Origin of the sequence: Methylobacterium sp. 10 (assembly GCF_000519085.1) — a bacterium.
Lineage (GTDB): Bacteria > Pseudomonadota > Alphaproteobacteria > Rhizobiales > Beijerinckiaceae > Methylobacterium.
In genome coordinates this window covers 3713351-3737978 of record NZ_KI912577.1, presented here as the reverse complement: position 1 = coordinate 3737978, position 24628 = coordinate 3713351, and the positions used below count along the sequence as shown (strand labels likewise).

Annotated in this window: 23 protein-coding genes; 9 read left to right on the top strand and 14 right to left on the bottom strand. The window is 68.2% G+C overall.

Annotated elements, in window-relative coordinates; genetic code table 11:
• Positions 1-33 precede the first annotated feature (33 nt).
• Complete coding sequence (rimO, locus tag K368_RS0117550; protein ID WP_027173451.1) at positions 34-1377, top strand: 30S ribosomal protein S12 methylthiotransferase RimO; 1344 nt, start codon at positions 34-36, stop codon at positions 1375-1377.
• Between the two features lie 66 nt (positions 1378-1443).
• Here the strand turns inward: rimO and pncA are convergent, their stop codons facing one another.
• Together pncA and K368_RS0117540 are read right to left on the bottom strand one after the other, a co-directional pair.
• Positions 1444-2076 carry a bifunctional nicotinamidase/pyrazinamidase gene (gene pncA, locus K368_RS0117545; protein ID WP_027173450.1) on the bottom strand — a complete coding sequence of 211 codons (633 nt, stop codon included), beginning with the start codon at positions 2074-2076 and terminating at the stop codon, positions 1444-1446.
• Between the two features lie 51 nt (positions 2077-2127).
• Positions 2128-3102: a quinone oxidoreductase gene (locus K368_RS0117540; protein WP_027173449.1), complete on the bottom strand. Its 975-nt coding sequence runs from the start codon at positions 3100-3102 to the stop codon at positions 2128-2130.
• A gap of 361 nt (positions 3103-3463) precedes the next feature.
• Between K368_RS0117540 and K368_RS0117535 the strand changes: the two genes are divergently transcribed.
• Entirely contained in the window at positions 3464-3667 is a 204-nt protein-coding gene (locus K368_RS0117535) for a hypothetical protein (protein ID WP_027173448.1), read from the top strand.
• Positions 3668-3891: 224 nt separating this feature from the next.
• Here the strand turns inward: K368_RS0117535 and K368_RS0117525 are convergent, their stop codons facing one another.
• Positions 3892-4668 carry an alpha/beta hydrolase gene (locus K368_RS0117525; protein ID WP_027173447.1) on the bottom strand — a complete coding sequence of 259 codons (777 nt, stop codon included), beginning with the start codon at positions 4666-4668 and terminating at the stop codon, positions 3892-3894.
• A gap of 95 nt (positions 4669-4763) precedes the next feature.
• Positions 4764-6155: a GntP family permease gene (locus K368_RS0117520; protein WP_027173446.1), complete on the bottom strand. Its 1392-nt coding sequence runs from the start codon at positions 6153-6155 to the stop codon at positions 4764-4766.
• 196 nt (positions 6156-6351) lie between these two features.
• Here K368_RS0117520 and K368_RS0117515 point away from each other — a divergent pair, with 196 nt between their 5' ends.
• Positions 6352-7554: an FAD-dependent monooxygenase gene (locus tag K368_RS0117515; RefSeq protein WP_027173445.1), complete on the top strand. Its 1203-nt coding sequence runs from the start codon at positions 6352-6354 to the stop codon at positions 7552-7554.
• 3 nt (positions 7555-7557) lie between these two features.
• Here K368_RS0117515 and K368_RS0117510 read toward each other — a convergent pair whose 3' ends face one another.
• Positions 7558-8838, bottom strand: coding sequence for a patatin-like phospholipase family protein (locus K368_RS0117510; RefSeq protein ID WP_027173444.1), 1281 nt, complete (start codon positions 8836-8838; stop codon positions 7558-7560).
• Between the two features lie 330 nt (positions 8839-9168).
• Here K368_RS0117510 and K368_RS0117505 point away from each other — a divergent pair, with 330 nt between their 5' ends.
• Complete coding sequence (locus K368_RS0117505) at positions 9169-10221, top strand: CoA ester lyase (protein ID WP_027173443.1); 1053 nt, start codon at positions 9169-9171, stop codon at positions 10219-10221.
• Positions 10222-10493: 272 nt separating this feature from the next.
• Entirely contained in the window at positions 10494-10847 is a 354-nt protein-coding gene (gene hspQ, locus K368_RS0117500) for a heat shock protein HspQ (protein WP_026175917.1), read from the top strand.
• 109 nt (positions 10848-10956) lie between these two features.
• On the opposite strand, the gene K368_RS0117495 is transcribed toward hspQ, so the two are convergent.
• The gene (locus tag K368_RS0117495) at positions 10957-11730 is read right to left on the bottom strand and encodes an invasion associated locus B family protein (protein ID WP_027173442.1); all 774 of its coding nucleotides are present in this window, start codon (positions 11728-11730) and stop codon (positions 10957-10959) included.
• Positions 11731-12176: 446 nt separating this feature from the next.
• Here K368_RS0117495 and K368_RS0117490 point away from each other — a divergent pair, with 446 nt between their 5' ends.
• Entirely contained in the window at positions 12177-13463 is a 1287-nt protein-coding gene (locus K368_RS0117490) for an AMP-binding protein (protein ID WP_245259613.1), read from the top strand.
• A 303-nt stretch (positions 13464-13766) separates the two neighbouring features.
• The gene (locus tag K368_RS0117485) at positions 13767-14111 is read left to right on the top strand and encodes a hypothetical protein (RefSeq protein ID WP_027173440.1); all 345 of its coding nucleotides are present in this window, start codon (positions 13767-13769) and stop codon (positions 14109-14111) included.
• A 105-nt stretch (positions 14112-14216) separates the two neighbouring features.
• Here the strand turns inward: K368_RS0117485 and mfd are convergent, their stop codons facing one another.
• The 3 genes from mfd to K368_RS0117470 form a co-directional block, all read right to left on the bottom strand.
• Entirely contained in the window at positions 14217-17816 is a 3600-nt protein-coding gene (mfd, locus tag K368_RS0117480) for a transcription-repair coupling factor (RefSeq protein WP_027173439.1), read from the bottom strand.
• A gap of 131 nt (positions 17817-17947) precedes the next feature.
• Complete coding sequence (locus K368_RS0117475; RefSeq protein ID WP_027173438.1) at positions 17948-18241, bottom strand: succinate dehydrogenase assembly factor 2; 294 nt, start codon at positions 18239-18241, stop codon at positions 17948-17950.
• An 81-nt stretch (positions 18242-18322) separates the two neighbouring features.
• Positions 18323-18586 carry a hypothetical protein gene (locus K368_RS0117470; protein WP_027173437.1) on the bottom strand — a complete coding sequence of 88 codons (264 nt, stop codon included), beginning with the start codon at positions 18584-18586 and terminating at the stop codon, positions 18323-18325.
• A gap of 270 nt (positions 18587-18856) precedes the next feature.
• On the opposite strand from K368_RS0117470, the gene recG reads away from it, so the two are divergent.
• Positions 18857-20998, top strand: coding sequence for an ATP-dependent DNA helicase RecG (recG, locus tag K368_RS0117465; RefSeq protein WP_027173436.1), 2142 nt, complete (start codon positions 18857-18859; stop codon positions 20996-20998).
• 289 nt (positions 20999-21287) lie between these two features.
• Complete coding sequence (locus K368_RS0117460) at positions 21288-21620, top strand: hypothetical protein (RefSeq protein WP_027173435.1); 333 nt, start codon at positions 21288-21290, stop codon at positions 21618-21620.
• A 53-nt stretch (positions 21621-21673) separates the two neighbouring features.
• Here the strand turns inward: K368_RS0117460 and K368_RS25015 are convergent, their stop codons facing one another.
• From K368_RS25015 to nthA, 5 genes are all read right to left on the bottom strand, one after another.
• Entirely contained in the window at positions 21674-22504 is an 831-nt protein-coding gene (locus K368_RS25015; protein WP_245259612.1) for a DUF502 domain-containing protein, read from the bottom strand.
• A gap of 113 nt (positions 22505-22617) precedes the next feature.
• Positions 22618-22815 carry a hypothetical protein gene (locus K368_RS0117450; RefSeq protein ID WP_027173434.1) on the bottom strand — a complete coding sequence of 66 codons (198 nt, stop codon included), beginning with the start codon at positions 22813-22815 and terminating at the stop codon, positions 22618-22620.
• Between the two features lie 122 nt (positions 22816-22937).
• Entirely contained in the window at positions 22938-23297 is a 360-nt protein-coding gene (locus K368_RS0117445) for a nitrile hydratase accessory protein (RefSeq protein ID WP_245259611.1), read from the bottom strand.
• Positions 23294-23962: a nitrile hydratase subunit beta gene (gene nthB / locus K368_RS0117440; RefSeq protein ID WP_027173432.1), complete on the bottom strand. Its 669-nt coding sequence runs from the start codon at positions 23960-23962 to the stop codon at positions 23294-23296. The genes K368_RS0117445 and nthB overlap by 4 nt, the downstream gene beginning before the upstream one ends.
• A complete protein-coding gene (gene nthA / locus K368_RS0117435) occupies positions 23959-24600 on the bottom strand; it encodes a nitrile hydratase subunit alpha (RefSeq protein WP_027173431.1) in 642 nt (213 codons plus the stop codon). Before nthA ends, nthB begins: the two co-directional genes overlap by 4 nt.
• Between the last annotated feature and the right edge of the window lie 28 nt (positions 24601-24628).

Here is a 24628-nt window from a genome sequence, read left to right as displayed (position 1 = left end):
CGAGTTTTCCTCGGCCGCGACCGACGAGCGACCATGACCGTACCCGCCTCCGTTCCGACTCCGGCGAAAGCCGCGCCCAAAATCTCGTTCGTCTCCCTCGGCTGCCCCAAGGCGCTGGTGGATTCCGAGCGCATCCTCACGCATCTGCGGGCGGAAGGCTACGAACTCGCCCGCCGGCACGACGGGGCGGACGTGGTCATCGTCAATACCTGCGGCTTCCTCGATTCGGCCAAGGCCGAGTCCCTCTCCGCCATCGGCGAGGCCATGGCCGAGAACGGCCGCGTCATCGTGACGGGCTGCATGGGCGCCCAGCCCGAGGAAATTCGGGAAAAGTATCCGAACCTGCTCGCGGTGACCGGGCCTCAGGCCTACGAATCGGTGGTGGCAGCGGTGCACGAGGCAGTGCCCCCGGCCCACGACCCGTTCCTCGATCTGGTGCCGCCGCAGGGGGTGAAGCTCACCCCGCGCCACTACGCCTATCTGAAGATCTCCGAGGGCTGCAACAACCGCTGCACCTTTTGCATCATCCCGTCCCTGCGCGGCGATCTCGTCAGCCGGCCCGCCGGCGACGTGCTGCGCGAGGCCGAGAAGCTGGTGAGGGCCGGCGTCAAGGAATTGCTCGTAGTCTCGCAGGACACCTCCGCCTACGGCGTCGACATCCGCTACGCCACGAGTCCCTGGCGCGACCGCGAGGTGCGGGCGAAATTCTACGATCTTTCCGCCGAACTCGGCGAACTCGGCGCTTGGGTGCGGATGCACTACGTCTACCCCTACCCGCACGTGGACGACGTCATCCCGCTGATGGCCGAGGGTAAGATCCTGCCCTATCTCGACATGCCGCTCCAGCATGCCTCGCCCTCCGTGCTCAAGCGCATGCGCCGGCCGGGCAACCAGGAGAAGCAGTTGGAGCGCATCCGGCGCTGGCGCGAGACCTGTCCCGATCTCGCCATTCGCTCGACCTTCATCGTCGGCTTTCCCGGCGAGACCGAGGCCGAGTTCGAGGAGCTGCTGACCTGGATCCGGGAAGCCAAGCTCGAGCGCGTCGGCTGTTTCGAGTACGAGCCCGTGGGCGGCGCAGTGGCCAACGAGCTCGGCGATCCCGTCCCACCCGAGATCAAGGCCGAGCGCAAGCGCCGCTTCATGGAGGCGCAGCAGGGTGTCTCGATCCGTCTGCAGAAGGCCCGCGTCGGCAAGCGCCTGCCTGTCATCATCGACGAGGCCAATGGCGGCATCGCCAAGGGCCGCTCGAAATACGACGCGCCAGAGATCGACGGCAACGTCCACGTCACCTCGCGCCGGCCGCTGCGGGTCGGCGACATCGTCACCGTGAAGATCGAGCGGGCCGACGCCTACGACCTCTACGGCAGCGCGGTGTAAGATCGGACGACCCCGCCGTAGTGCAAGCGGGGATAGGGGATGCAGGCGCATCGGCGTGTTCAGGCTCTACCCGCCCTCGATCGCCCCACTGACGATCCGCCCGACGCTAGCCTCGCGCATGGTCCCCCAGGCCCGCTCCACCGATCCGTCCATATCGATTCCCCGCACCGCATCCTCGATGACCGTGACGGCGAAACCCGCTCGGGCCGCGTCGAGGGCCGTCCAGAGGACGCAGTAATCGGTGGCGAGACCGGCGAGGTAGAGATGCGTGAAGCGTCGCTCGCGCAGGTAGCCCGTGAGGCCCGTGCTCGTGCTCCGGTCGGCCTCGACGAAGGCCGAATAGCTGTCGGTATGGGCATGATAGCCCTTGCGCATCACCAGCTCGGCCCAATCGGCGTGAAGCTCGGCGGAGAAGCGTGCGCCGGGCGAGCCCTGGATGCAGTGGTCCGGCCACAGGACCTGCGGGCCGTAGGGCAGGTCCACGCTCTCGAAGGCGCGTTTTCCGGCATGGCTCGAGGCGAAGGAGACATGGCCGGCCGGGTGCCAGTCCTGGGTCAGGACCACGTGCGGGAACAGGGCGGCGAGGCGGTTGATCGGGTCGATGACCTCATGGCCGTCCGGCACGGCGAGCGCCCCGCCGGGCAGGAAGTCGTTCTGGACGTCGACCACGAGGAGAAGGTCGCGATCGCCTGGGGGCATCATCCGCCTCGTCCTGTCGTCAGGTGATCCCGAGATCACGGGATACCCGGATCACGGGGTCATGATCGTGGCGCCCGTGGTCTGGCGTCCGGCCAGATCCTTGTGCACCTGCACCGCGTCGGCGAGTTTCGCCCGCGCATGGACGGGGATCTTCACCGCCCCGCTCGCCACTACGCCGAACAGGTTCTCGGCCATGGAATCGAGGGTGGCCCGTGTCCCCGCATGGGTGAACAGCGTGGGCCTCGTGGCGAAGAGCGAGCCCTTCTGGGCGAGTAGGGCCAGATTGAAGTTCTCGATTGGGCCGGAGGCGGAGCCGAAGCTCACGAACATCCCCAGCGGGGCGATGCAGTCGAGGGAGGTCGGGTACGTGTCCTTGCCGACGCCGTCATAAACGACGCGCACGCCCTTGCCGCCGGTGATCTCCTTCACCCGCGCGGCGAAATCCTCGTCGCGGTAGAGGATGACGTGGTCGCAGCCATTGGCCCGCGCCAGTTCCGCCTTCTCGGCCGAGCCCACCGTGCCGATGACGGTGGCGCCGATATGCTTGGCCCATTGGCATGCGATGAGGCCGACGCCCCCGGCGGCGGCGTGGAACAGGATCGTGTCGCCCGGCTTCACCGGGCAGGTCCGGTGCAGGAGATATTCGGCGGTGAGGCCCTTGAGCATCATCGCCGCGGCGGTGGCGTCGTCGACCCCGTCGGCGAGATGCACCGCCGCACTCGCGCCGATCACCACCTCCTCGGCATAGGTGCCTTCGGCCGAACCGTAGGCCACCCGCTCGCCGATCCGGAAGCCGGTGACACCCTCGCCGATGGCGGTGACCACGCCCGCGCCCTCCTTGCCGGGGGTGAAGGGCAGCTGCGCCGCCTTGTAGGCGCCCGAGCGGAAGTAGATGTCGATGAAGTTGACGCCGATGGCCGTCTGGCGGACGCGGATTTGACCGGGGCCGGGCTCGCCGACGGTCACCTCCTCGTAGCGCATCACCTCGGGCTCGCCGTATTCGTAGACCCGGATCGCCTTGGGCATCGTCGATACTCCTCGTCTGTTCGATGGACGCGACATAAGCTGCCGGCCGTGAGGGACAAGCCCGGTGCTGCCGAACCTGTTTCAGGCCTTTGGCGCGTCGCAGGTTTCACGGCGCAAAACCAGTGACCACTTTTTCGAAACCTGCTTGGCCGGAGGCTCGCGCGGGCGGCATGGCCATTGCAAACCATCGCTCGGCTCGCGCTAAGCGGGTTCGCGTTGGCAAGCCAACGCTTCACCCTGCTTAGCTCTTTGATGTGTCGCAGGTTTTTATCGCAGAATCGGGGGGCACGTCTGCGAAACCTGCTTAGACAGGCCGGGCGGCGGCGCTACCCGGCAACCGCGAGGAGGGTGGCAGCGTCCCATGGAAGAGATCGTCTGGATCAGGCCCGCCGATTACGACCCTGACGTCATCGCGGGGCTCGTGTTCCAGCCGGAGCCAGGCCTTCCCGCGTTCGAGGTCATGGACCGCTGCCGGGTGGTGATGATGTTCAAGGCCGGGTCCGCCTGGGAGATCAGGCCGTTCACGCAACTCACCCTGAAGATCGTCGAGGATCCGGCAGGGTAAGGCCTTTCACGGGATGCGGGACAATTCCCGGTCGCGGCGAATCGCCAGAAGATCCAGAACCGCAAGAACGAGCCAGGGTCCTGCGATCCCGATGAAGAATGCCATGGTGAGCTCTCCTCTCCCGGCGACGGTCCGGCATCGCCGGGTCGGACGATAGGACAGGTCCCGGCAGTCGGCAAACGGGAGTTCGGGCCTATCGCATCGCTCTGGCCCCGCGAGGTGCCTCAGGGCCGTCCGGCGGCGTCCAGGATCAGCTTGGCAATCGTGTCGGGCTGAGAGATCAGCGACAGGTGGCTCGCCTTCACCTCGATCATCGTAGCGCCCATTCTCTTCGCCATGAAGCGTTCGAGATCGGGATCGATCGTCCGGTCCTCCGTGGAGACGGCATAGAAGCTCGGCTTCGATCGCCAAGCCGCCTGGGTGGTCCTGCCCGCGAGCAGCGCCTTCGCGAAGGGCTGCTGCACCGCGTAGAGCACCTTCGCCTTTGCCTCTGGAAGGTCGCCGGCGAAGTCGCGCAGGAACGCCGCCTCGCCGAGGCGCCCGTATTCTCCGTCGAAGACGATACCGGCGCTGGCGGGGGGCGTTGGAAAGGTCTTCGCCAGGGCCGCGTAATCCTCGCCCGCATCCGGCGCGCGGGCCGCCACGTAGACGAGGGCGGATACGTTCGGGGCGATGCCGGCTTCGGAGACGATCATGCCGGCGAAGGAATGGCCGACGAGCACGGTCGGCCCGTCTTGCCGCGCCAGCACCCGCTGCACCGAGGCGACCGCCTCGTCGAGGGTGGTCAGCGGGTTCTGCACCGAGGTGACGTCGAGCCCCGCCATCTGCAATCGCCCGATGACCTCGGACCAGCACGACCCGTCTGCGAAGAGGCCGTGGACGAGGACCACGTTCCGCGCCGGCGGAGGAGCCGCCTTTGCTGAGCCCGACTTGGCCGGGTCTCCGCCAAGCGGGAATGCGGCACCGGCGGCCGCGAGTGTCAGGAAGGTTCGACGATCCATCGGAAGACTCCCGTCGTATCGGATGTCGCGGCATTGGCCGCCCGCGCCCTGAGAAAGTCCAGACCATCGGTGGCCGCGATGCCGCTGGCCGAGCCTCAGACCAGCCCGGTCAGGTAGTAGATCCCGATGACGAGGAAGACCGCGCTGGTCTTGAGCACGGTGATCGCGAAGATGTCGGCATAGGCCTGCCGGTGGGTGAGGCCGGTGACCGAGAGCAGGGTGATGACGGCGCCGTTATGGGGCAGGGTATCCATGCCGCCGCTCGCCATGGCGGCCACCCGATGCAGCACCTCCATGGGGATATGGGCCGCCTGAGCCGCCGCGATGAAGGTGGAGGACATGGCGGCGAGGGCGATGCTCAGCCCCCCGGAGGCCGAGCCGGTGATGCCGGCCAGCGCCGTCACCGTCACCGCCTCGTTCACCAGCGGGTCGGGGATGGCCGACAGGGCCTCGCGGATGACGATGAATCCCGGCAGGGCCGCGATGACGGCGCCGAACCCGTATTCGGAGGCGGTGTTCATGGCCGCCAGCAGCGAGCCCGCCACCGCCGCGCGGCTGCCCTCGGCGAAGCTCTTCGAGACCGGCTTCCAGGCGAAGACGAAGACCGTGAAGATGCCGGCCAGCAGCGCCAGCTCCACCGCCCAGATCGCGGTGACCGACGAGACCGTGGTGACGATGGGCTTGTCGAGCCCCGCCAGCATGGTCTCGGTCTTCGCCCCGTAGAGGCGCGGGATGAGCGCCGTGAAGGCGAGGTTCGAGAGGCCGACCACCACGAGCGGCAGCAGCGCCACCAGGGGATGCGCCAGGGCTTCGTCGGAGACGGGTGTCGGCTCGTTGGTATGGCCGCTGCCGTAGCCCTCTCCCCTGGCCTTGGCCGAGGCGATGCGCCGGTCGAGATAGGCGACGCCGACGACGAGGATGAAGGCGGCGGCGATCAGCCCGAGCCAGGGCGCCGCCCAGGTGTTGGTGCCGAAGAAGGTGGTGGGGATGATGTTCTGGATCTGCGGTGTGCCCGGAAGCGCGTCCATCGTGTAGGAGAAGGCGCCGAGCGCGATGGTGCCGGGGATGAGCCGCTTGGGGATCTCGCTCAGCCGGAAGGCTTCCGCCGCGAACGGATAGACCGCGAACACCACGACGAAGAGCGAGACGCCGCCATAGGTGAGCAGGTTGCACACCAGCACGATGGAGAGCACCGCCCGGCGCGCGCCCACGAGATCGATCACCGCCGTGACGATCGACCGCGAGAAACCCGACAGCTCGATGACCTTGCCGAACACCGCGCCGAGGAGGAAGACTGGCAGGTACAGCTTCACGAAGCCGACCATCTTCTCCATGAACAGGCCGGAGAAGACTGGCAGCACGGCGGAGGGATCAGTGAGGAGCACGGCCAGGAGCGCCGCCACCGGGGCGAACAGGATGACGCTGAAGCCGCGATAGGCGACGAGCATCAGGAATCCGAGCGCCAGCAGCGCGATGGCGAAGCTCATGACGACGCACTCATGATGGGGCAACCTCCAAGGCACTCTGCCCCTGTCGGGACGCGCAGCTGATGCTAGAAGCCGCAGCGTGGCAATGCCACAGCGTGGTGACCCGAGACGGACGGCACCTATTTGAAACGGCAGCGGTCCGGTCGGTGCCGCTTCGACTGGTATGGTGAGGGCGTCCCTCGCCGAGGAGCGATGCATGGGTTCGTCCCCTCCCCGTTTCGACGTGGCCGTCGTCGGCGCAGGTGCCGCCGGGCTCGGCCTGGCCCTGGCCCTGGCCCGCGAGGGCATCTCCACGGCCCTCGTCGGCCGCCACGCCCCCGTTGCCGATGGACGCACGGTCGCCCTCCTCGACGGATCGGTGCGCTTCCTCGACGCGCTGGGGGCCTGGGCGGAGGTGGCGGGCCACGCAGCGCCCCTGGCCGAACTCCATATCGTCGATGACACGGGCAGCCTGTTCCGCCCGCCGCCGGCTCGGTTCGTCTCCACCGAGATCGGTCTGCCCGCCTTCGGCTGGAACGTGGAGAGCGCGCGCCTCGTGGAATCCCTGCGGGCACGGGCGCGCTCGACCCCCGGCCTGACCCTGTTCGAGAGCGACGCGGTGGGGCTGGAACGGGATGCCGACGAGGCCCGGATCATCCTGGAGGAGGACGCGTCCGTCGCCGCCCGCCTCGTCGTCGGCGCGGACGGAGCTCGCTCGCGCATGCGGGAGCAGGCCGGCATCGCCACCAAGGACTGGTCCTACCCGCAGGCCGCCATCACCACCCTGCTGGCCCACGAGCGACCGCACCGGGACGTCTCCACCGAATTCCATACCCGGCAGGGGCCGTTCACCCTGGTCCCCCTCCCCGGCGGACACCGCTCCAGCCTCGTCTGGGTCACGGGCGCGGGACCGGCGCGTCGCCTCTCCGAACTGGACGATGCCGATCTGGCTCGGTCCATCGAGGACCAGGCCCAGGCCATGCTCGGGGCTATGCGCATCGACGGACCGCGCGGCCTCGTTCCCATGCGCGGCCTTTCCGTCGCCTCCCCCGTCGGGCCTCGCATTGCCCTTATCGGCGAGGCGGCGCACGCCTTCCCGCCCATCGGCGCGCAGGGGCTCAATCTCGGCCTGCGCGATGCGGCGGCGCTGCGCGACAGCGTCTTGGCCGCGATCTCAGACGGGCGCGATCCGGGTTCGCGCCATGCGCTGTCCGGCTTCGCCCGGTCCCGGTCGCTGGATGCCCGCCTGCGCACGGCGGCGGTGGACACCCTCAACCGCAGCCTGCTCAGTTCCCTGATCCCCGTCGACGCCCTGCGCGGCCTCGGCCTCCTGGCCATGACAACGATCGGCCCCTTGCGCCGCATCGTCATGCGCGAGGGGGTGCTGCCGCGCCTCGGCGCACCTTCGTTGATGCGGTGACGATCAGCGCCGGGCGAGACTCGTCGGTGTTTCCGCTGATCCGAGGCGGTCGCCCGTCGATCCGGTGGGGATCGAAATGGCGGGGGTTCCGCGGCTGAATGCGGTGCCGTCGCGTCCGAGGCGTTCGCCATGGGCGAACAGGGCCTTCATGTAATCCTGGTCGAAGGGCGCGGACGTGGTGCGCGTGAACCGGTTGTCGATCTCGGCCACCTCAAGATCGAGGCCGTTGCGCTCGGCGAAACGCTCCGTGAGGGCGAGCGATGCGCGGGTCTGCGCCTTGATCGCGGCGGACATCGACCGCCCCAGCACGCTCAGGGTCGTGCGGGTGGCCATCTGGAAGTCCGGTGTCACCGTGTTATTGACGACGAGGTAGACCGTGCTCGTGGGAAGCCTCACCTTGGCCTTGCCGAGGATCGCGGCTTCCGGCGCCAAATAGAACGGCGCGGTGGTGCCGCCATCGGCATGCATCTCCTGGAAGCGTTTCCCGTCCGTACCGACCACGTCGATCATCACCGGGGGGAACACGCCCGGCACCGCCGAGGAGGCGAGGATGATGGAGCGGAACAGGTCGAGCGCCTTGGGGCCGCCCTCTGCGGCGATGGCGCCCATGTCCCACAGGACCGGGCGCTCGCTGTCCACCGCCGTGGTCGCCACCAGCAGGCGCCGTCCCTTGGCGTGCTCGGCGGCGATGTCGGCGAGGAGCTTGCCCGTCACCATCCGCTCGATCCGGCGCTTGAGCGGCCAGGTATCGGTGAGGGCCTCGCTAGTGCCGCCGAACTCGAACACGTCGGCGGCGGAGATCTCGGTATAGGCGCGCGCCAGCGTCGCATCGGCGCTGGAGCCGAGGAAGGCGAAGGGCGCGATCATCGCCCCCGTGCTCACCCCGGTGATGATGCCGAAATCAGGCCGGTCGCCGGCCTTCGACCAGCCGTTGAGGAGGCCGGCGGCGAAGGCCCCGTTCTCGCCGCCACCCGACAGGACCAGCCACGGATCAGCCGCCGCGCTCGCCCCGTCGATGAGGCCCTGGAATGCCTTGGTGTCGTCGGCCGCGATGCGTAGCTGGCCCTTCAGGCCATCGGGCCGGGCCTCGGCGGCGTCGCCGGCCGTGAACGGCACGCGCTCGGACACTCTGGCGGGCGATGCCTTGAAGGAATCCTTGGGGGAAGCGGATCTCGCCGGGGTGCCCGCATGCACCGGAGCGGCTTCGCCCGGCGCGGCGACGCTCAGCATCGCGATGAGGCCGGCTGCGTAGAGGAGACTGTGTCGGGTCGATGATCCGGACATGAGAGAGTGTCCTTGGTTAGTCTCGAAACGCCCGCCTCTGCTGCGAGAACCCGGCCTGTACCGACCGGTTCCGGCCCGCTGTACGGGCCCTTGCGTTGAACATGCGCCAGCGCACCTCGTTGGGAAAGTGGTCTTCTTCGAGAACCCGCCTTTACGTGGGGGGTAACCTTGACTAACCGCTTCGAGGCTAGAGCCTCACCCCGAAAAGTCCGACCCGAGCTTTCGGCAAAGATGATGCGCCTCCAACACCCTACGGCATCGTCCTGAATACGATATCCAGAGCGATGAACCCAGTCCGACGATTGATCGACACACGGAGCCCGAGACCCCATGAAATTGCCGCGCCGCTTCTTCCAGCCCCTCGCCACTGGCGCCCCGACTCCGTTCCGTGACCTGCCGGTGAAGCTCGAGCGGATGATCCACTTCGTGCCGCCCCACAATGACAAGGTCCGCGCCCGCGTGCCGGACCTCGCCGCCACCGTGGACGTGGTGCTCGGCAACCTTGAGGACGCTGTGCCGGTCGACCAGAAGGAGGCGGCGCGCAAGGGCTTCGTCGCCATGGCGCAGGCGACCGATTTCGCCGCGTCCGGCACCGGATTGTGGACCCGCATCAACGCCCTCAACAGCCCCTGGATTCTCGACGATCTGTTCGAGATCGTGTCCCAGGTCGGCGACAAGCTCGACGTGGTGATGGTGCCCAAGGTCGAGGGTCCGTGGGACATCCACTACATCGATCAGCTGCTGGCCCAGCTGGAAGCGAAACACGGCGTCTCGAAACCGATCCTCGTCCACGCTATCCTCGAGACCGCCGAGGGCGTCGCCAACGTGGACGCTATCGCCTCCGCCTCCCCGCGCATGCACGGCATGAGCCTTGGTCCCGCCGATCTCGCGGCCTCGCGCGGCATGAAGACCACCCGCGTTGGCGGCGGCCACCCGGATTATCGGGTCATCGCTGATCCGACGAGCGACGGCGCCGCCCGCGCCTCGGCCCAGCAAGACCTCTGGCACTACACCATCGCGAAAATGGTCGATGCCTGCATGGCCAACGGCCTCAAGGCCTTCTACGGCCCCTTCGGCGACTTCTCCGACGGGGATGCCTGCGAGGCCCAGTTCCGCAACGCCTTCCTCATGGGCTGTGCCGGCGCCTGGACCCTGCACCCGAACCAGGTCGCCATCGCCAAGCGCGTCTTCGCTCCCGATCCGGCGGAAGTTGCCTTCGCGGTGCGGATCGTCGAGGCGATGCCGGACGGCACCGGCGCGGTGATGCTCGACGGCAAGATGCAGGACGACGCCACCTGGAAACAGGCCAAGGTCATCGTCGATCTCGCCCGGCTGGTGGCCGAGAAGGACCCGGAGCTGGCCAAGACCTACGCCTTGAAGTGACCTGCGGCCTGAACTGAGACGGTTTCCACTGGCTCCCCCTCTCCCCGCACGTGGGGAGAGGGCTCCATGCCCCTCGTCGGGGGATGAAGCGAGGCGGCAGCTGAAGGTGAGGGGGCGGCTCAGGCACAGCCTCGTTCGTTCGAGCCCTGAGCGCGGCTCCCAAAGCAATCGGCCGGATTCCGTCTGAGATCTGCAGACTGAGACGGCTCCTGGCGATGCGGCGTGGCAACGCCGCCGATGACAACCTGTCCGACGCATCCTATTTTGGCGTCATGACCGATCTTTCCCCCACCGGAACCCAGACGCGCACCGCCAAGTTCGGCCTCGGCGCCGTGGTGCGCCACCGGATTTACCCGTTTCGCGGCGTCGTCTTCGACGTGGATCCGATCTTCGACAACACCGAGGAATGGTGGCTGGCGATCCCCGAGGAGGTCCGGCCGCGCAAGGACCAGCCGTTCTACCACCTTCTCGCCGAGAACGCGGAGAGCGAGTACGTGGCCTACGTGTCCGAGCAGAACCTCGTTCCCGACACGTCCGGCGAGGCCCTGCGCCATGCCGGCATTCCGGAGGTGTTCGAGCGGGATTCGGACGGTGCCTACCGCCTACGGAGCGCGCACGCGAACTAAGCGCCGGACAGCCCGTCGGCACGGGGCTCCGTCGTCCAAGGCGCGCATGAAAAAGCCGGGCGGTGAGCCCGGCCTTTTCTCGTCTGTGAATCGGGTCCGAGGTCCGGTCTCAGGGCTTGGGAGCGGTACCCGCGGGGGCGGCGCCGGCGGCGTTCTGCTTCTCGAGGTTCTTGCGCATGTCTTCGCTGCGCTTCTCGAGCTCGGCCTGGAGCTTCTTCTGCTGCTCTTCCAGCACCTTCGGGTCCACGGCCGGGCCGTCGAAGGCCTTGCCGAAGCCGGCCAGCGGCACGGCGAAGGTCACCTCGCGCTGGGCCTGGTTCTGGACGCTGATGTTGAGGGTGGTGCCCTTCTTGAGCGCATTCACGAGATCGGCGCCGACATTGCCGGCCTCGGCGAAGCAGCCGTTGGGGAAGCACACCGCGAACTTGCCCGGGGTCGCCTGCTGGCCATCGACGGTGAAGCGGATGCCGGGGCCGAGGAGCAGGCCGAGCGGCAGCAGGTAGCGCACCACGCGCACGCTCTGCTGGGCATTCTTCATGTCGTAGACCGCCACGGCAAGAACCGGCTGGCCCTGGTCGGAGACGAAGTCGCGGGTGGTGTAGCAGACGTCGGTGCTGGTGTTCTGATCCTTGCCGCAGACCTTGGTCCAGTCGGCCTGGGACGGCTCGGACTTCACCGCGACGATCTGCGGGCCGGCCGGCTGCTGGGCGGCCGGGGTCTGGGTGGCCGGAGCCGCCGGGGCCGGGGCAGCCGGAGCGGGGGCCTTGCCCTTCGGAGCCTGGGCGAAGGCCGGTGCCGCCAGGCCCGCATTGCCCATCATGCCGGCCAGGGCGAGAATCGCGGCGGCGCGCATCGGGCGCGCGGGACGGTTGGCAAAGAACATCAGCTCTGACCCCTTGGATATCGCGAATGACGAAGGAATGCTGCGGCTCTGGAGCCCAGCAAGGCGTTTCCTGAACTCGATGGTACGGATCGAAACCCGCGGACGGTGTTCGGTCGAGCCCTCGCCGCCCTGGTCCGCGCGGTCAAGCCCTCGGCGCGCGCAAATTGCCCGTTGCCGGAGCTTGGATGGCCAACTGGCCCGCCGAAGTGCCGGACGGGGCGCTCAACGCCTCGAACCCGCTCGAACGACCGGGCGGCCTGCTTCCCTGCGGAATGCGGCGAAGACATGACACCTCTCTCGTCCGACGATGCGCGATCGTTCGTGTTCGGCCTCTTCGATACGAGGTCGGCTTAAACAAGACTTAACCCTAATCGTTCATGACCGAAGGGCACGAGGAGTCGATGCGCGCGGGGAGTTGAGCGGAGGTGTCGGCGCAGCCAGCGATCATGTCCTTTCGTGACGCCCTCCCCGTCGCCATACCGGCTGACAGGCCCGCCGCGCCGAGCCAGCGGGCGGAGACCGTCAGGCCCGGCCTGTGCACCTTGCTGGCGGCGACCGCCCATGCCGATCCCGGCCGCGTCGCCTTCGTCGATCCGAAGGACAAGGCCGGGTGGTCCGGGCGCGGCCCCATCACCTGGACCTATGGGGCTGCCGCCGAGATCGTCGCGCGCCTCGCCAACGGCATGCGACAATGGCGTCTGGCTCCGGCGAGCCGCATCGGCCTCGTCGCCGCCCCCGGGTCCGAGACTCTGCTGTCCTACCTCGCCATCGAAGCCGCGGGCCACATTCCCTGCCTCCTGCCCCTCGCATGGGACGAGGATGCCCTGGTCACCGGCATCCAGGCCGCCGGCATTCAGGCAGTGCTCACCCAGTCCCGCGTCGCGGGAAAGCTGCCGGCTGAGTGCCTGCGCCAAGCGGCCGTACGCTATTTCGGCCTGCGCTACCTCGCCGCCTTCGGGCCAGACGTGCCCGACGGCGTCATCAGCCTCGACGGCATGGTCCTCGACGGACGGGGCGGCCCGTTCGCACCGGAGAGCGCCGGGCTCGTCACCTTCGCCGTCGCCGATCCCGCACAGCCGGTCTATCGTCCCGCCGACGCGCTGATCGCCACCATCGCCGTCCATCTCGCCACGGCCCGGATCGCGCCGCGCGAGCGCATCCTGACCCTCCTCGCTCCGGTGGACCTGAGGGGGCTCGTCACCGGTCTCGGTGCCGCCCTCGTGGCAGGGGCTGGCATGGAGATGTTCGGGCCGTTCGATGCCGGCCGCTTCGCCGAAGCGCTGGCCCGACCGGGGCCCACTCATCTCGTCGCGCCGGCCGCCCTCGAACGCAATCTGGCCGCGAGCCGCAGCCCGGCCGGGCTCGACTCCATCGTCCTCGCCCATCGGTTGCCGACCCGCCTTCAGGCCCGGCTGCTGGCGCCGGTCTCCGGCCATGGTCCGAGACGGGTGGTCGATGTCCTCGCCTTCGACGAGTCGGCCCTCCTCACCGCCTCGCGGGCCGACGGGGATCTCGCTCATTTCCTCGCGGACGCTCACCCGCTGGCGCCGTTTCCAGCCCTGCTCGATATCGCTCGGGACGAGGATGGGCGATTCGCTTTCCGGGGGCGCGCCTCCAAGGCAAGCCCATTGCACCGCGGAATTCCGCCGGATAAAGCCGCCGATCTCTGGAATGCCGTGCCTTTCGCGGCGAAAATATTTGCCGGCCGAGCAATCGAGATCGTGCGCTGCTGAGCGTCTCAGCATCGGGTCGTGCCCGAAATCCACCGCTTTCGATGAATGGTGCGCGGCCAGCGCGAACGGCCAAGATTCAGGACATCTGAAGAATAGAATTCATTTTTCATAACAGTACCTTGTAATGATCTGCTGACGTGCGATGCGAAGGGTGGCAAGGGCACGACGTCGCCGTCAAACCCCGGGCCATCGACCGGGTGGCAAGAGTATTTTCACCCTACAGCCGGCGAACCATCAGGGTTGACGTGTGTTATCGCACAGGTCCCTTCCCAAGGGGCGATTGATGGGCTAACCCTGACAGTCATGAGTGCGCTGCAACAAGTGTTGGTCGTCGATGATGGTCACCGCGCCATCGATCACTCCCTCGCCGCCGAGCTTGCCGAGCTGGGTTATGCGAGCGTTACCGCATCCCTCGAGGCCGCCGACGACGTTCTTGCCGTCATCGCCCGCCCCGCGGCCATCCTCCTTCAGACCTCGTCCCGCCTCGATCCGGCCTATGCCATGCTCTCGGAGCGCTTGCGCGAGCAGATGCAGCAGGCGGGCATCCCCGTCATCGTCATCGATGGGGTGACGGGTCGTGGTGGCGGTTCCGCGATCGACCTTCAGAGCCGCATCGGGCCCTATGTCCTGAACGAGCCGGATCTCTGACATCGACGATGAGCAGGTCGTTGTAAGCGTCTGATCGAGAACGAGACTTCATCTGCAAGGCGGGCCGTTGGGCCCGCCTTTTTTCATGGTCCGGCGTGATGCCGTTCAGGCCGCCTTCTTCTTCGTGGCGCGGGCGATCTTCGACAGTTCGCGCAGGATCGAGGTCGTGATCTTCAGGCGCTCGGGGATGGAATCGAGTTCGCGGATGAACACGATGCTCATGTCCGGGCGCACCTTGGCGAAGGAGGCCTGACCGCCGACGAAGGCGACCAGTCCCTGCGGATTGGCGAAGGACTTGTCGCGGAAATGGACGACGACCCCCTTAGGCCCGGCCTCGACCTTCTCCACGTTGGTGTCGCGGCACAGGATCTTGATCGTGACGATCTTGAGGAGCTGCTCCACCTCCGGGGGCAGCGGCCCGAACCGGTCGATGAGCTCGGCGCCGAAGCTCTCCATCTCGGCGTCGTTCTCCAGAGTCGAGAGCCGGCGATAGAGGCCGAGTCGGACGGTGAGATCCTCCACGTAATCCTCCGGGATCGTGACCGGGGCACCCAGCGCGATGGTGGGCGACCACGCCTCCTCCACCGGCTCGTCGATGCCGGCCTTGAGGGCGGTGACGGCATCCTCCAGCATCTGCTGGTAGAGCTCGTAGCCGACCTCCTTGATATGGCCGGACTGGGCGTCGCCCAAGAGGTTGCCGGCCCCGCGGATATCGAGATCGTGAGAGGCCAGCTGGAAGCCCGCGCCCAGGGTGTCAAGGGTCTGGAGCACCTGCAGGCGCTTCTCCGCCTGCACGGTGAGCTGCTTGTTAGCGGGCGTCGTGAAGAGGGCGTAGGCGCGGGCCTTGGCGCGCCCGACGCGTCCGCGCAGCTGGTAGAGCTGGGCGAGGCCGAACATGTCGGCCCGGTGCACGATGAGGGTGTTGGCGGTGGGGATGTCGAGGCCGGATTCGACGATGGTTGTCGAGAGCAGCACGTCGAACTTGCCCTCGTAGAAGGCCGTCATCACGTCCTCCAACTGACCCGCCGCCATCTGGCCGTGGGCCACCGCCACCTTGGTCTCGGGCATCTCCTGGTCGAGGAAGCGCTTCACCTCCGCCAGATCCTCGATCCGCGGCACCACGTAGAACGACTGGCCGCCGCGATAGCGCTCGCGCAACAGGGCCTCGCGGATCATCAGCGCGTCGAACGGGATCACGAAGGTACGCACGGCGAGGCGGTCCACCGGCGGCGTCGCGATGATCGAGAGCTCGCGCACCCCCGTCATGGCGAGTTGGAGGGTGCGGGGGATCGGGGTCGCCGACAGGGTGAGCACGTGGACATCGGCCTGGAGCGCCTTGAGGCGCTCCTTGTGGGCCACGCCGAAATGCTGCTCCTCGTCGACGATGATGAGGCCGAGATCCTTGAACGCCACGTTCTTGGCGAGCAGGGCATGGGTGCCGACCACGATGTCGACGGTGCCGGCAGCCAACCCCGCGCGGTTCTGCTTCATCTCGGCGGCGGAGACGAAGCGCGACAGCTGCGCCACCTGCACCGGCAACCCCTTGAAGCGCTCGGCGAACGTCCGAAAATGCTGGCGCGCCAGCAGGGTGGTGGGCACCACCACCGCCACCTGCTTGCCGCCCATGGCGCCGGCGAAGGCGGCGCGCAGCGCCACCTCGGTCTTGCCGAAGCCGACATCGCCGCAGACGAGGCGGTCCATGGGACGGCCGGCATTGAGGTCGGAGAGGACGGCGTCGATGGCGGTGGCCTGGTCCTCGGTCTCCTCGAAGACGAAGCGGGCGGCGAACTCGCCGTAGAGCCCGTCCGGCGCCTGGAGGCGGGGGGCCTGACGCACGAAGCGCTCGGCCGCGATCTTGATGAGCTGGCCGGCCATCTCGAGGATGCGCTTCTTCATCTTGGCCTTGCGGGCCTGCCAGGCACCGCCGCCGAGGCGATCGAGGGAGACCTCGGCATCCTCGGAGCCGTAGCGGGTCAGAAGCTCGATATTCTCCACCGGCAGCAGCAGCAGGCCGCCGGCATACTGGATCTCCAGGCAATCGTGGGGCGCGCCCGCCGCCGTCACCGTCTTCAGGCCGACGAAGCGGCCGATGCCGTGATCGGCATGGACCACGAGGTCGCCCGCCTGGAGCGCCTGCACCTCCAGGATGATGTCCTGCGGCCGCTTCGACTTGCGTTTCTGGCGCACCAGCCGGTCGCCGAGGATGTCGCCCTCCGAGATCACCGCGAGCTTGTCGACGGTAAAGCCGGATTCCAGGCCCCAGACCGCCACGGCGACGTCGGTGCCGCGCTTCAGAGCGTTCACCGCCGTGAGCGTGTTGATGGCGACCGGCTTCTTCAGGCCGTGATCGGCGAGCACGCCGCAGAGGCGGTCGCGGGAGCCGTCCGACCAGGATGCCAGGATCACGTGATGACCGGATCCCTGGAGCTCCTTCACGTGGGCGACGGCGGCGTCGAACACGCTGGCCGTCTCGTCGGCGCGTTCGGCGGCGAAGCTGCGTCCCGCCTTGCCCTCGCAATCGATGGTCAGGCGGTCCGGGCTCTCCGGCACCGCGAAGGGCGAGAGCCGCGCCACGGAGGAGGCGGCCACCCGCTCCTTCCAGTCGTTCTGCGTCAGGTAGAGCGACGAGGGCCTGAGCGGCTTGTAGGGCGCGACGCCCGTGGACGGCGCCTTCATCGCCTCGGCGCGGGCGTCGTAATAATCGCGGATCAGGGTGAGACGCTCGGCGACCGCGTCCTCCGCCTGCGCGTCGAAGACCAGGGGCACGCCGGGCACGTAGTCGAACAGGGTGTCGAGACGGTCGTGGAACAGCGGCATCCAGTGCTCGAGGCCGGCATAGCGCCGTCCCTCGCTGATCGTCTCGTAGAGACGGTCGTCGCGGGTCGCCGCGCCGAAGGTGGAGACGTAGCCCTGGCGGAAGCGCCGGATCGTCTCCGTGGTCAATTGCACCTCGCTCATGGGAACGAGGTCGAGGGAGCGCAGCGACCCGACCGTGCGCTGGGTCTCCGGGTCGAAGGCGCGGATCGATTCGAGGGTGTCGCCGAAGAAGTCGAGGCGGATCGGGTTCGGCAGCCCCGGCGGTGACAGGTCGAGGATGCCGCCGCGCACGGCGTATTCGCCCGTGTCCCGCACCGTCCCCGTGCGTAAAAACCCGTTGGCCTCGACCCAGGCGGTGACGGTGTCCATCGGCACGACATTGCCGATCGCCGCCGAAAAGGTTTCGACCGCGATCTTCTCTCGGGGGGGCACCCGCTGGATCAGCGCATTGACCGTGGTGCAGAGGATGCGCGGCTGTTCTTCAGAAGAGCGCGAGCGCGAGAGCCGCGACAGGGCGGTCATCCGCTGGGCGGCAATGGCGGAATTCGGCGAGACTCGATCGTAGGGTTGGCAATCCCAGGCCGGGATGCTCATCACCTCGATTTCGGGGGCGACGAACTTCAGCCCGGTCTGGAAGGCGTTCGAACGCCCGGAATCACGGGCCACATGCACCAGCACCGCCGGCCCCTCGAAGCTCCGGGACAGGGCGCGGGCGAGATCGGCCACCACCACCGCGTCGAACCCTTCGGGCACGTTGGCGAGCGTCGGGCTGTCGCCGCGCTTCAGCGCCTCCAGCGCCCGGGCGAGCGCACCGGATTTCGGCAGGGCGAACCGCGCCGTCTGCGGCTTCGGGGCAGGGGCGGGCGCTTTAGGCTGGGGCTTGGCCATCGGGTCGGGGTTTCGAACTCATGGGAATGCGTCGATCGGACCGTCTCGTCCAACCCATTCACCTCAGGATGAGGTGAATGGGTTGGACGAGACGGTGACCGGATGTGACGCCCGCAGGGCGGCGCCAGAATCTAGTGAATCGGCGCGTCGTGCTTATGGAACGCCTGGAGGCGGCGGTATACCGGCGTATCGTAGTTCTGCGGCGTCTCGTCCTCGCCGGTGAGCCAGCGGAACAGGTCGCGGTCGGGCACCTCGATCAAGGCCTCGAAGGTGGTCAGCTCCTCCTCGCTCAGCGTGCCGATCTCGGCATCGGCGAAGCGACCCATGATCAGGTCCATCTCGCGCATGCCGCGGTGCCAGGCGCGGAAGAGGGTGCGGCGGCGGCGTGGATCGAGGTCGGCGCTGGTACGTGTGGTTCCGGACATGGGGTCAGCCTGTGATGCTGCGATCCTAGGATTCCCGGATCGGTGGAGTGTCGGATCGCGCGAGGTTCAGCGCAGGCCTTTTCAGCGCAGCCCTCGCGCAAGCGTGACGATCGCACCCACGATGACGATGGTCTGGAATCCGATAGCCGACAGGACCCATTTGAGAATGTCGTATTTCGATTCCGCGATCTCGGTCTTGAGGTCGGATTTCGTCACCAGCGTCGACAGATCGGTTTCTTGCGTCTCGCGAAGGACGCCGGTCACGGCCTCCGCCTGGTCGTCCGAGAACCCGGCGGCTTTCAGCTTCCGGGCGATGGCGAGAGTATCGAGGGCGATCGTGGCCATGGTGCGTGCGCTGGAATTCCATGCCGCAATGTCCGCAAAGGGACCGGCTTCCCGAATATGGCCGATCCCGACAGAGTTGCAACGTCGCCGGACCATATCGTCACGCGCGGCGGCAGCGGCAAAGAGATCGTTGCCCGGCTCGGTCCCCGCATTCTATGCCGATCTTATGCTCTCTCCTCCCGGCATGACGGATACGCGAGCTCCGGCACTGTCATCCTCCCTTCGGGTGTCTTCCGTCCCGCATCCATACGAGGGATGGTCGCTTCGCCCATGACAGACGAACCCCGCCCGCAACTTCTCCGCCCCAGCATCCTCGACCCGCTCTTCGCAGAGGCCCGGACCCTGCCCGGCGTCGGCCCGAAGATGGCGCCGCTGATCGAGCGGCTGCTCGGCACCCCGGAGCAGCCCGCGCGGATCGTCGATCTCCTGTTCCACCTGCCCCAGGGCGGGGTGGCGCGCACGATGATGGGCTCCATCGCCGAGGCGCCGCCGGGCGAGCCGGTTACGCTGGGCGTCACGGTCACCGGCTATCGCCCGCCCCAGGCCGGGACGGGGCGGCGGCCCTTCCGGGTCCTGGTGGAGGACGGCACCGGGGACATCACCCTCGTCTTCTTCGGCATGCCCCAGGCCCGCGTGGAGAAGATGCTGCCGCTCGGCGCCCACCGCTACATCTCCGGACGCATCGACCTGTGGGATGGGCACCGGCAGATGGTGCATCCGTCGCGGATCGTCGACGAGGCCGGGCTCGCCGCCCTCCCCGCGGTGGAACTCGTCTACGGCGCCACCGAGGGGCTGACTTCGCGGGCGATTTCGAAACTCGCCCATTCCGCCCTCGACCGTCTGCCGACATTGCCGGAATGGCAGGATCCGGCCTGGCTCGCGCGGGAGGGGCTGCCGGGCTTCGCCGATGCGCTCAGGGCCGAGCACCGGCCCGAGAGCGCCCCGCCCGCGCCCGCGAGCGATGGCGTCACGCCCCGCACCCCGGCGCGGCGGCGTCTCGCCTATGACGAACTCCTCGCCTCGCAGCTGGCCCTGGCCCTGATGCGCGCTCGCAACCGCCGTGCGCCCGGCCGGGCCAATGCCGGGGACGGGCACCTCAAGGACCGGATCGAAGCCGCCCTGCCCTTCGCGCTCACCGGCGCCCAGGCCCGCGCCGTCGCCGAGATTCTCGCAGACCTCGCCTCCGACCGGCGCATGCTGCGCCTGCTCCAGGGCGATGTCGGCTCGGGCAAGACGGCGGTGGCGCTGCTGGCCATGGCCTCGGCGGTGGAGGTGGGCCGTCAGGCCGCGCTGATGGCACCCACCGAGATCCTGGCCCGCCAGCATTTCGACCGCCTGACCGGGCTCGTCGGACCCTTACGCCTGCGCCTCCTCACCGGGCGCGACAAGGTCTCCGAGCGCCGAGCGACGCTCGCCGACCTCGCCGACGGCCATATCGACATCGTGGTCGGCACTCACGCCCTGTTTCAGGACAGCGTGGTCTTCAAGGATCTCGGCGTCGCCGTGGTGGACGAGCAGCACCGGTTCGGCGTCCACCAGCGCCTCGCGCTCGGCGCCAAAGGGGCGGCGGTGGACATCCTGGTGATGACCGCGACCCCGATCCCGCGCACCCTGGCGCTCACCTGCTTCGGCGACATGGACGTCTCGGTCCTCGACGAGAAGCCGGCGGGGCGCCAGCCCATCGCCACCCGCCTCGTCTCCACCGATCGCCTCGACGAGGTGGTGGCGGGATTGGGCCGGGCGCTTGCCGCCGGGGACAGGGTCTACTGGATCTGCCCGCTGGTGGCGGAATCCGAATATGTCGATCTCGCCGCCGCCGAGGACCGCTTTGCCGACCTGCGGCAGGAATTCGGCGACACCGTCGGCCTGATCCACGGCAAGATGCCGGGGCCGGACAAGGATGCCGCCATGGAGCGGTTCGCCGCCGGCGAGACGAAGATCCTCGTTTCCACCACGGTGGTGGAGGTGGGCGTCGACGTGCCCGAGGCGACGATCATGGTGATCGAGCATGCCGAGCGCTTCGGCCTCGCCCAGCTGCACCAGCTGCGCGGACGGGTGGGGCGCGGCGCCAAGGCCTCCACCTGCCTGCTGCTCTATCGCGGGCCCCTGGGGCAGGTCTCGCGGGCACGCCTCGAGATGATGCGCGAGACCGAGGACGGCTTCCGCATCGCCGAGGAGGATCTGCGCCTGCGCGGCGAGGGGGAGGTGCTGGGCACCCGCCAATCGGGGGTGGCCGCCTTCCGGCTCGCCAGTCTCGAGAGTGATGCCGCCCTGCTGGAAGTCGCCCGCGACGACGCCCGGCTCATCGTCGAGCGCGATTCCGGCCTCAGATCCGAGCGCGGACAGGCGCTTCGGGTGCTGCTCTACCTGTTCGAGCGGGACGCGGCGATCCGGCTCCTCGGAGCCGGTTGAGGTGATTCGCCGGCTGAACGGAGGATGAAGGTTTCACGGACAATTGGGACGATCGGAAGGGATGGAGCCTGCGCAGTCTGCCTTCGGTCGGTCATGGCGTCGCAGCCGTGACGAGGGAATTTCCGTCACGAATCAGCGGCTTGAGGAAGATTGCATCACTGCCTGGCGGGCGGATGGTGCGATGCCGCACGGACTTCCTGAACTTGAAATGAACGTATTCTCCCCTTAACTGAACATGAACGAACGGCCCGCCAGACTGGGCTGCCACACAGTTTTCAGGAGGATGGATATGTCTGCCGGACTGTTCCAAAACCTGCCGGGTGCCCACGAAATGGGAAGTGCCTATGCACTTCCGAGCGAGCCCTGGCTGCTTCCGATTTCGGATGGCAAGGAGCCCGCGCTCAAGACGACCGACGATGTCCTTCTCGCGGTCCGTCAATCCGCCCGCCCCTTCCGGATCGCCGCGAACGCGCTGATGGCGCTGCTCTTCGTGGCCGTCACCGCTCAGGTCGCGATCGGCTGGGGTAGCTCCACCGCCCCTCACCGCGCCACCAGCCACGTCGCCGACGCCTCGCCTCCGACGCTTCCCGTCGAAAAGGCGTCGATGACGGTTCACAACTAGATCCTTTCTTAATCACCGGTGAGGCGCGGATTTCACGTCTCACCGGTGATGCGTCAGATCGACCTCTCGACCACCTTCCGGGTTCTGACGAGTTGTTCCTGGCGATGGGACGACGCTTCCAGGATGGGATCGCCCTCGGTCGCCTGGACGGCTCCGGCCTGAGCCGAGCGGATCGAGGCCGCCATGGCCTGCAGTCTGACCTGTGGGTCCTCCGGCTGGATCACCCCCGCCGACATGACGAGCTTGGCGGCGTCGTCGATGCTCATGGAAACTTCGATAATGTCCGCCCTCGGCAGGTAGAAGAAAAACCCCGTGGTAGGGTTGGGCGCGCAGGGCAGGAATACGCCCACATGGTCGTTCTCCTCGCCGAGCGCGGTCTGCACGTCGGGACCGGCCGGCGCCGAGACGAACACTACCGACCACGTCCCCTTCACCGGGAACTCCACCAGCCCGACGGTGCGGAACGACGTACCGTTGGCCGAGAACAGCGTCTCGAAGATCTGCCGCAGACCCTTGTAGAGGCCCGAGATCACCGGGGTACGCGCCAGCAGCACCTCGCCGAACTCCACCACGCTGCGGCCGACGAGGTTGGCGGTGAGGAAGCCGAGTAGTGTCACGGCGATGAAGGCGATGACGAGGCCGAGGCCCGGAATCGAGAAGGGCAGGTAATGGTCCGGCAGGTAGCTCGCCGGCACCAGGGGCTTCACCCAGCCGTCGATGAGGCTGATGAACCACCACGTGATGTAGATCGTGATCGCCAGCGGTCCGGCGACGATGATGCCGGTGAGGAAATAGGTCCGCAGGCGGCTCTTCTTGCTCACCCGAGGCGGCGGCCGTGCTCCGGCGGGGTCTGGTTCCGGCAACGGGGTGAGCGTTTCGCGCACGGGCGGCCTGTCTCGTGGGAGGCCGATCGTCAGCCTGCATGACAAGGGTTAGCGGGTCGGGCGTGTCACCTCAAGCGCGCCGAGGCCCTGCCCGGATGGTCCGACGCCGAGAATCATGGCTTGGTCTCGCCGAGCGCCGCCTCCGCCGCGAGCGCCCTCTCCTTCCACGCATCCCGCTCCGCCAGGGCGTCCTTGAGGGCGAGTTCGGCCCGCTGAGCCCGCACGGCGCTGGCCGAGGCCAGGGCCTGCGCCCGTTCACGGGCGCGGGTCTCGCCGGCCATCTGGACCTTGAGGTCGCGCGGCGTTGCCATGGTCGTGTCCGTTCTCGTCGGTGAGCATAAGCCCACAGGATGCCCCGCCGGCGCCCGCTCCGCCAGATCCATGACGTGACGCGACGCGCGGAGAGACGGCCCCGCAGGGCGACACGATCGTCTCAGGGCGACGGATGCGGGTCGTTGGCCAGCCGGATCGGTTCGCCGTGCGGGGTCGCGGTGGCGGCGCGCAGGAATGCGTCGCTGCGGGCCCGAACGCTCGCGGAGTCGGTGACACCGCGTTCGGCGAGCAGGGCTTCCAGGGTCGTGAGCCAGCGTCCGTAATCGGCCGCCGCTTCCGGCTTCCCCTCCGGCCGGATGGTGCGCCCGAGGGCGCACGCCCACTCCTCCTGCGTGAACAGGCCCCGCTCCTGCAGGGCGACCACGAGGGCGAAGACCTGCGCCTCCCAGGGTTCCGCGAATGGTCCCGGATCGTCGGGCCGGCAAGTGGCGGTCATCTCGGCGGTCATCTCGGCGGTCATCGCGGCGTCCCCGGCAGGAGATATCCCTCGAAGGCGGCTACGGTGACGCGCCCGCCCGGGTCGGCGTTCGCCCCCCACAGCTCGGTAGCCTCGAACCCCACCGTGTAGAGCCATTGCGGCGGGGCATCCCGGCCCTCCGCGCTGGCATCGGGCAGGACGAAGGCGCCATGGACCCGCTCGATGACGCCACGCCGTCCGCGGACGTAACGGGGCAGGCGGGTGTGGCCGGTGGGGTGGTCGTTGCGCATCAAGACGGGGTCGCGTACCGCATATAAGGCCGGCGCATCCGCTGGCCGGTCGCTGGGGAATCCCGCCGAAAAGCGGGGCGCGATCTCCTCCGCGCCCAGCACGCGTTTGACCGGCCGCGCCGGTTCCCGGCTCGCGCCGTCGGCGATTTCCTCTTGCGTGGCAAGGCCATGGGCGACGATCTGCGCTTCGAGGGCGGCGAGCCAGATCTCGTAATAGCTCGACGCGAGGTACTCCGCCGGCGGCAGCGATTCCCGCGCTGCGCGGCTACCATCCAGGGTCCAGCTACCGGTATAGCCCATCGCCAGCGCAAGGGCGAAGACCCGCCGCTCCCACCCCCCATGAAACACCGGCTCGTTCGCCTCCGGCATGACGGGGCCGAAGCCGTGGGCGCCGCCGAGATCCTGCGCCCCGTTCATCGGACCGCCTCCGGGGCGAGCGGCAGCCCGGTGCCGATCATGGAATCGCGTGTGACCAGGGCGGCGAGTTCGGCCTCGGTCAGGGATTCGGTGCCGGCGGGCCGCAGGGGCAGGACCATGAAACGGGTCTCGGCCGTGGAATCCCATACGGTGATGCGGGTTGTTTCGGGCAGGGTCAGGCCGAACTCGGCGAGGACGCCGCGCGGGTCGATGACGGCGCGGGCGCGGTAGGGCGGCGCCTTGTACCAGACCGGCGGCAGGCCGAGCACGGGCCAGGGATAGCAGGAGCACAGGGTGCAGACGACGAGGTTGTGGCCGTCGGCCGTATTCTCGACCACCACCATGTGCTCGCCGCCGCGCCCGCCGATGCCGAGTTCCGCGATGGCCGGCGTCCCGTCGGCGAGGAGCCGTTCGCGATAGGCCGGATCGGTCCAGGCGCGGGCGACGACACGGGCGCCGTTATGGGGGCCGATGCGGGTCTCGTACATCTCGACGAGCGCATCGAGAGCGTCGGCCTCGACGTAGCCTTTCTCGAGAAGCAGCGATTCCAGCGCCCTCACCCGCGCCTCGATGGGGGTGAGGCTGCTGCCATGCGCATGGTCCGGATGGTCGTGGTGATGATCGTGATCGTGCGCCATGGCGTCTCGTCCTGAGCTCGGAACGGTC

What these genes read in the sequence shown, in the direction of transcription:
- K368_RS0117515 (WP_027173445.1), top strand. Translation starts at nt 6,352, where the DNA reads ATGGGTTCGTCCCCTCCCCGTTTCGACGTGGCCGTCGTCGGCGCAGGT.
- recG (WP_027173436.1), top strand. Translation starts at nt 18,857, where the DNA reads ATGACAGACGAACCCCGCCCGCAACTTCTCCGCCCCAGCATCCTCGAC.
- K368_RS0117540 (WP_027173449.1), bottom strand. Translation starts at nt 3,102, where the DNA reads ATGCCCAAGGCGATCCGGGTCTACGAATACGGCGAGCCCGAGGTGATG.
- K368_RS0117490 (WP_245259613.1), top strand. Translation starts at nt 12,177, where the DNA reads ATGTCCTTTCGTGACGCCCTCCCCGTCGCCATACCGGCTGACAGGCCC.
- rimO (WP_027173451.1), top strand. Translation starts at nt 34, where the DNA reads ATGACCGTACCCGCCTCCGTTCCGACTCCGGCGAAAGCCGCGCCCAAA.
- K368_RS0117510 (WP_027173444.1), bottom strand. Translation starts at nt 8,838, where the DNA reads ATGTCCGGATCATCGACCCGACACAGTCTCCTCTACGCAGCCGGCCTC.
- nthB (WP_027173432.1), bottom strand. Translation starts at nt 23,962, where the DNA reads ATGAACGGGGCGCAGGATCTCGGCGGCGCCCACGGCTTCGGCCCCGTC.
- K368_RS0117450 (WP_027173434.1), bottom strand. Translation starts at nt 22,815, where the DNA reads ATGGCAACGCCGCGCGACCTCAAGGTCCAGATGGCCGGCGAGACCCGC.
- K368_RS0117505 (WP_027173443.1), top strand. Translation starts at nt 9,169, where the DNA reads ATGAAATTGCCGCGCCGCTTCTTCCAGCCCCTCGCCACTGGCGCCCCG.
- pncA (WP_027173450.1), bottom strand. Translation starts at nt 2,076, where the DNA reads ATGCCCCCAGGCGATCGCGACCTTCTCCTCGTGGTCGACGTCCAGAAC.
- K368_RS0117525 (WP_027173447.1), bottom strand. Translation starts at nt 4,668, where the DNA reads ATGGATCGTCGAACCTTCCTGACACTCGCGGCCGCCGGTGCCGCATTC.
- hspQ (WP_026175917.1), top strand. Translation starts at nt 10,494, where the DNA reads ATGACCGATCTTTCCCCCACCGGAACCCAGACGCGCACCGCCAAGTTC.
- nthA (WP_027173431.1), bottom strand. Translation starts at nt 24,600, where the DNA reads ATGGCGCACGATCACGATCATCACCACGACCATCCGGACCATGCGCAT.
- K368_RS0117535 (WP_027173448.1), top strand. Translation starts at nt 3,464, where the DNA reads ATGGAAGAGATCGTCTGGATCAGGCCCGCCGATTACGACCCTGACGTC.
- K368_RS0117495 (WP_027173442.1), bottom strand. Translation starts at nt 11,730, where the DNA reads ATGTTCTTTGCCAACCGTCCCGCGCGCCCGATGCGCGCCGCCGCGATT.
- mfd (WP_027173439.1), bottom strand. Translation starts at nt 17,816, where the DNA reads ATGGCCAAGCCCCAGCCTAAAGCGCCCGCCCCTGCCCCGAAGCCGCAG.
- K368_RS0117460 (WP_027173435.1), top strand. Translation starts at nt 21,288, where the DNA reads ATGTCTGCCGGACTGTTCCAAAACCTGCCGGGTGCCCACGAAATGGGA.
- K368_RS0117485 (WP_027173440.1), top strand. Translation starts at nt 13,767, where the DNA reads ATGAGTGCGCTGCAACAAGTGTTGGTCGTCGATGATGGTCACCGCGCC.
- K368_RS0117475 (WP_027173438.1), bottom strand. Translation starts at nt 18,241, where the DNA reads ATGTCCGGAACCACACGTACCAGCGCCGACCTCGATCCACGCCGCCGC.
- K368_RS0117520 (WP_027173446.1), bottom strand. Translation starts at nt 6,155, where the DNA reads ATGAGCTTCGCCATCGCGCTGCTGGCGCTCGGATTCCTGATGCTCGTC.
- K368_RS0117470 (WP_027173437.1), bottom strand. Translation starts at nt 18,586, where the DNA reads ATGGCCACGATCGCCCTCGATACTCTCGCCATCGCCCGGAAGCTGAAA.
- K368_RS0117445 (WP_245259611.1), bottom strand. Translation starts at nt 23,297, where the DNA reads ATGACCGCCGAGATGACCGCCGAGATGACCGCCACTTGCCGGCCCGAC.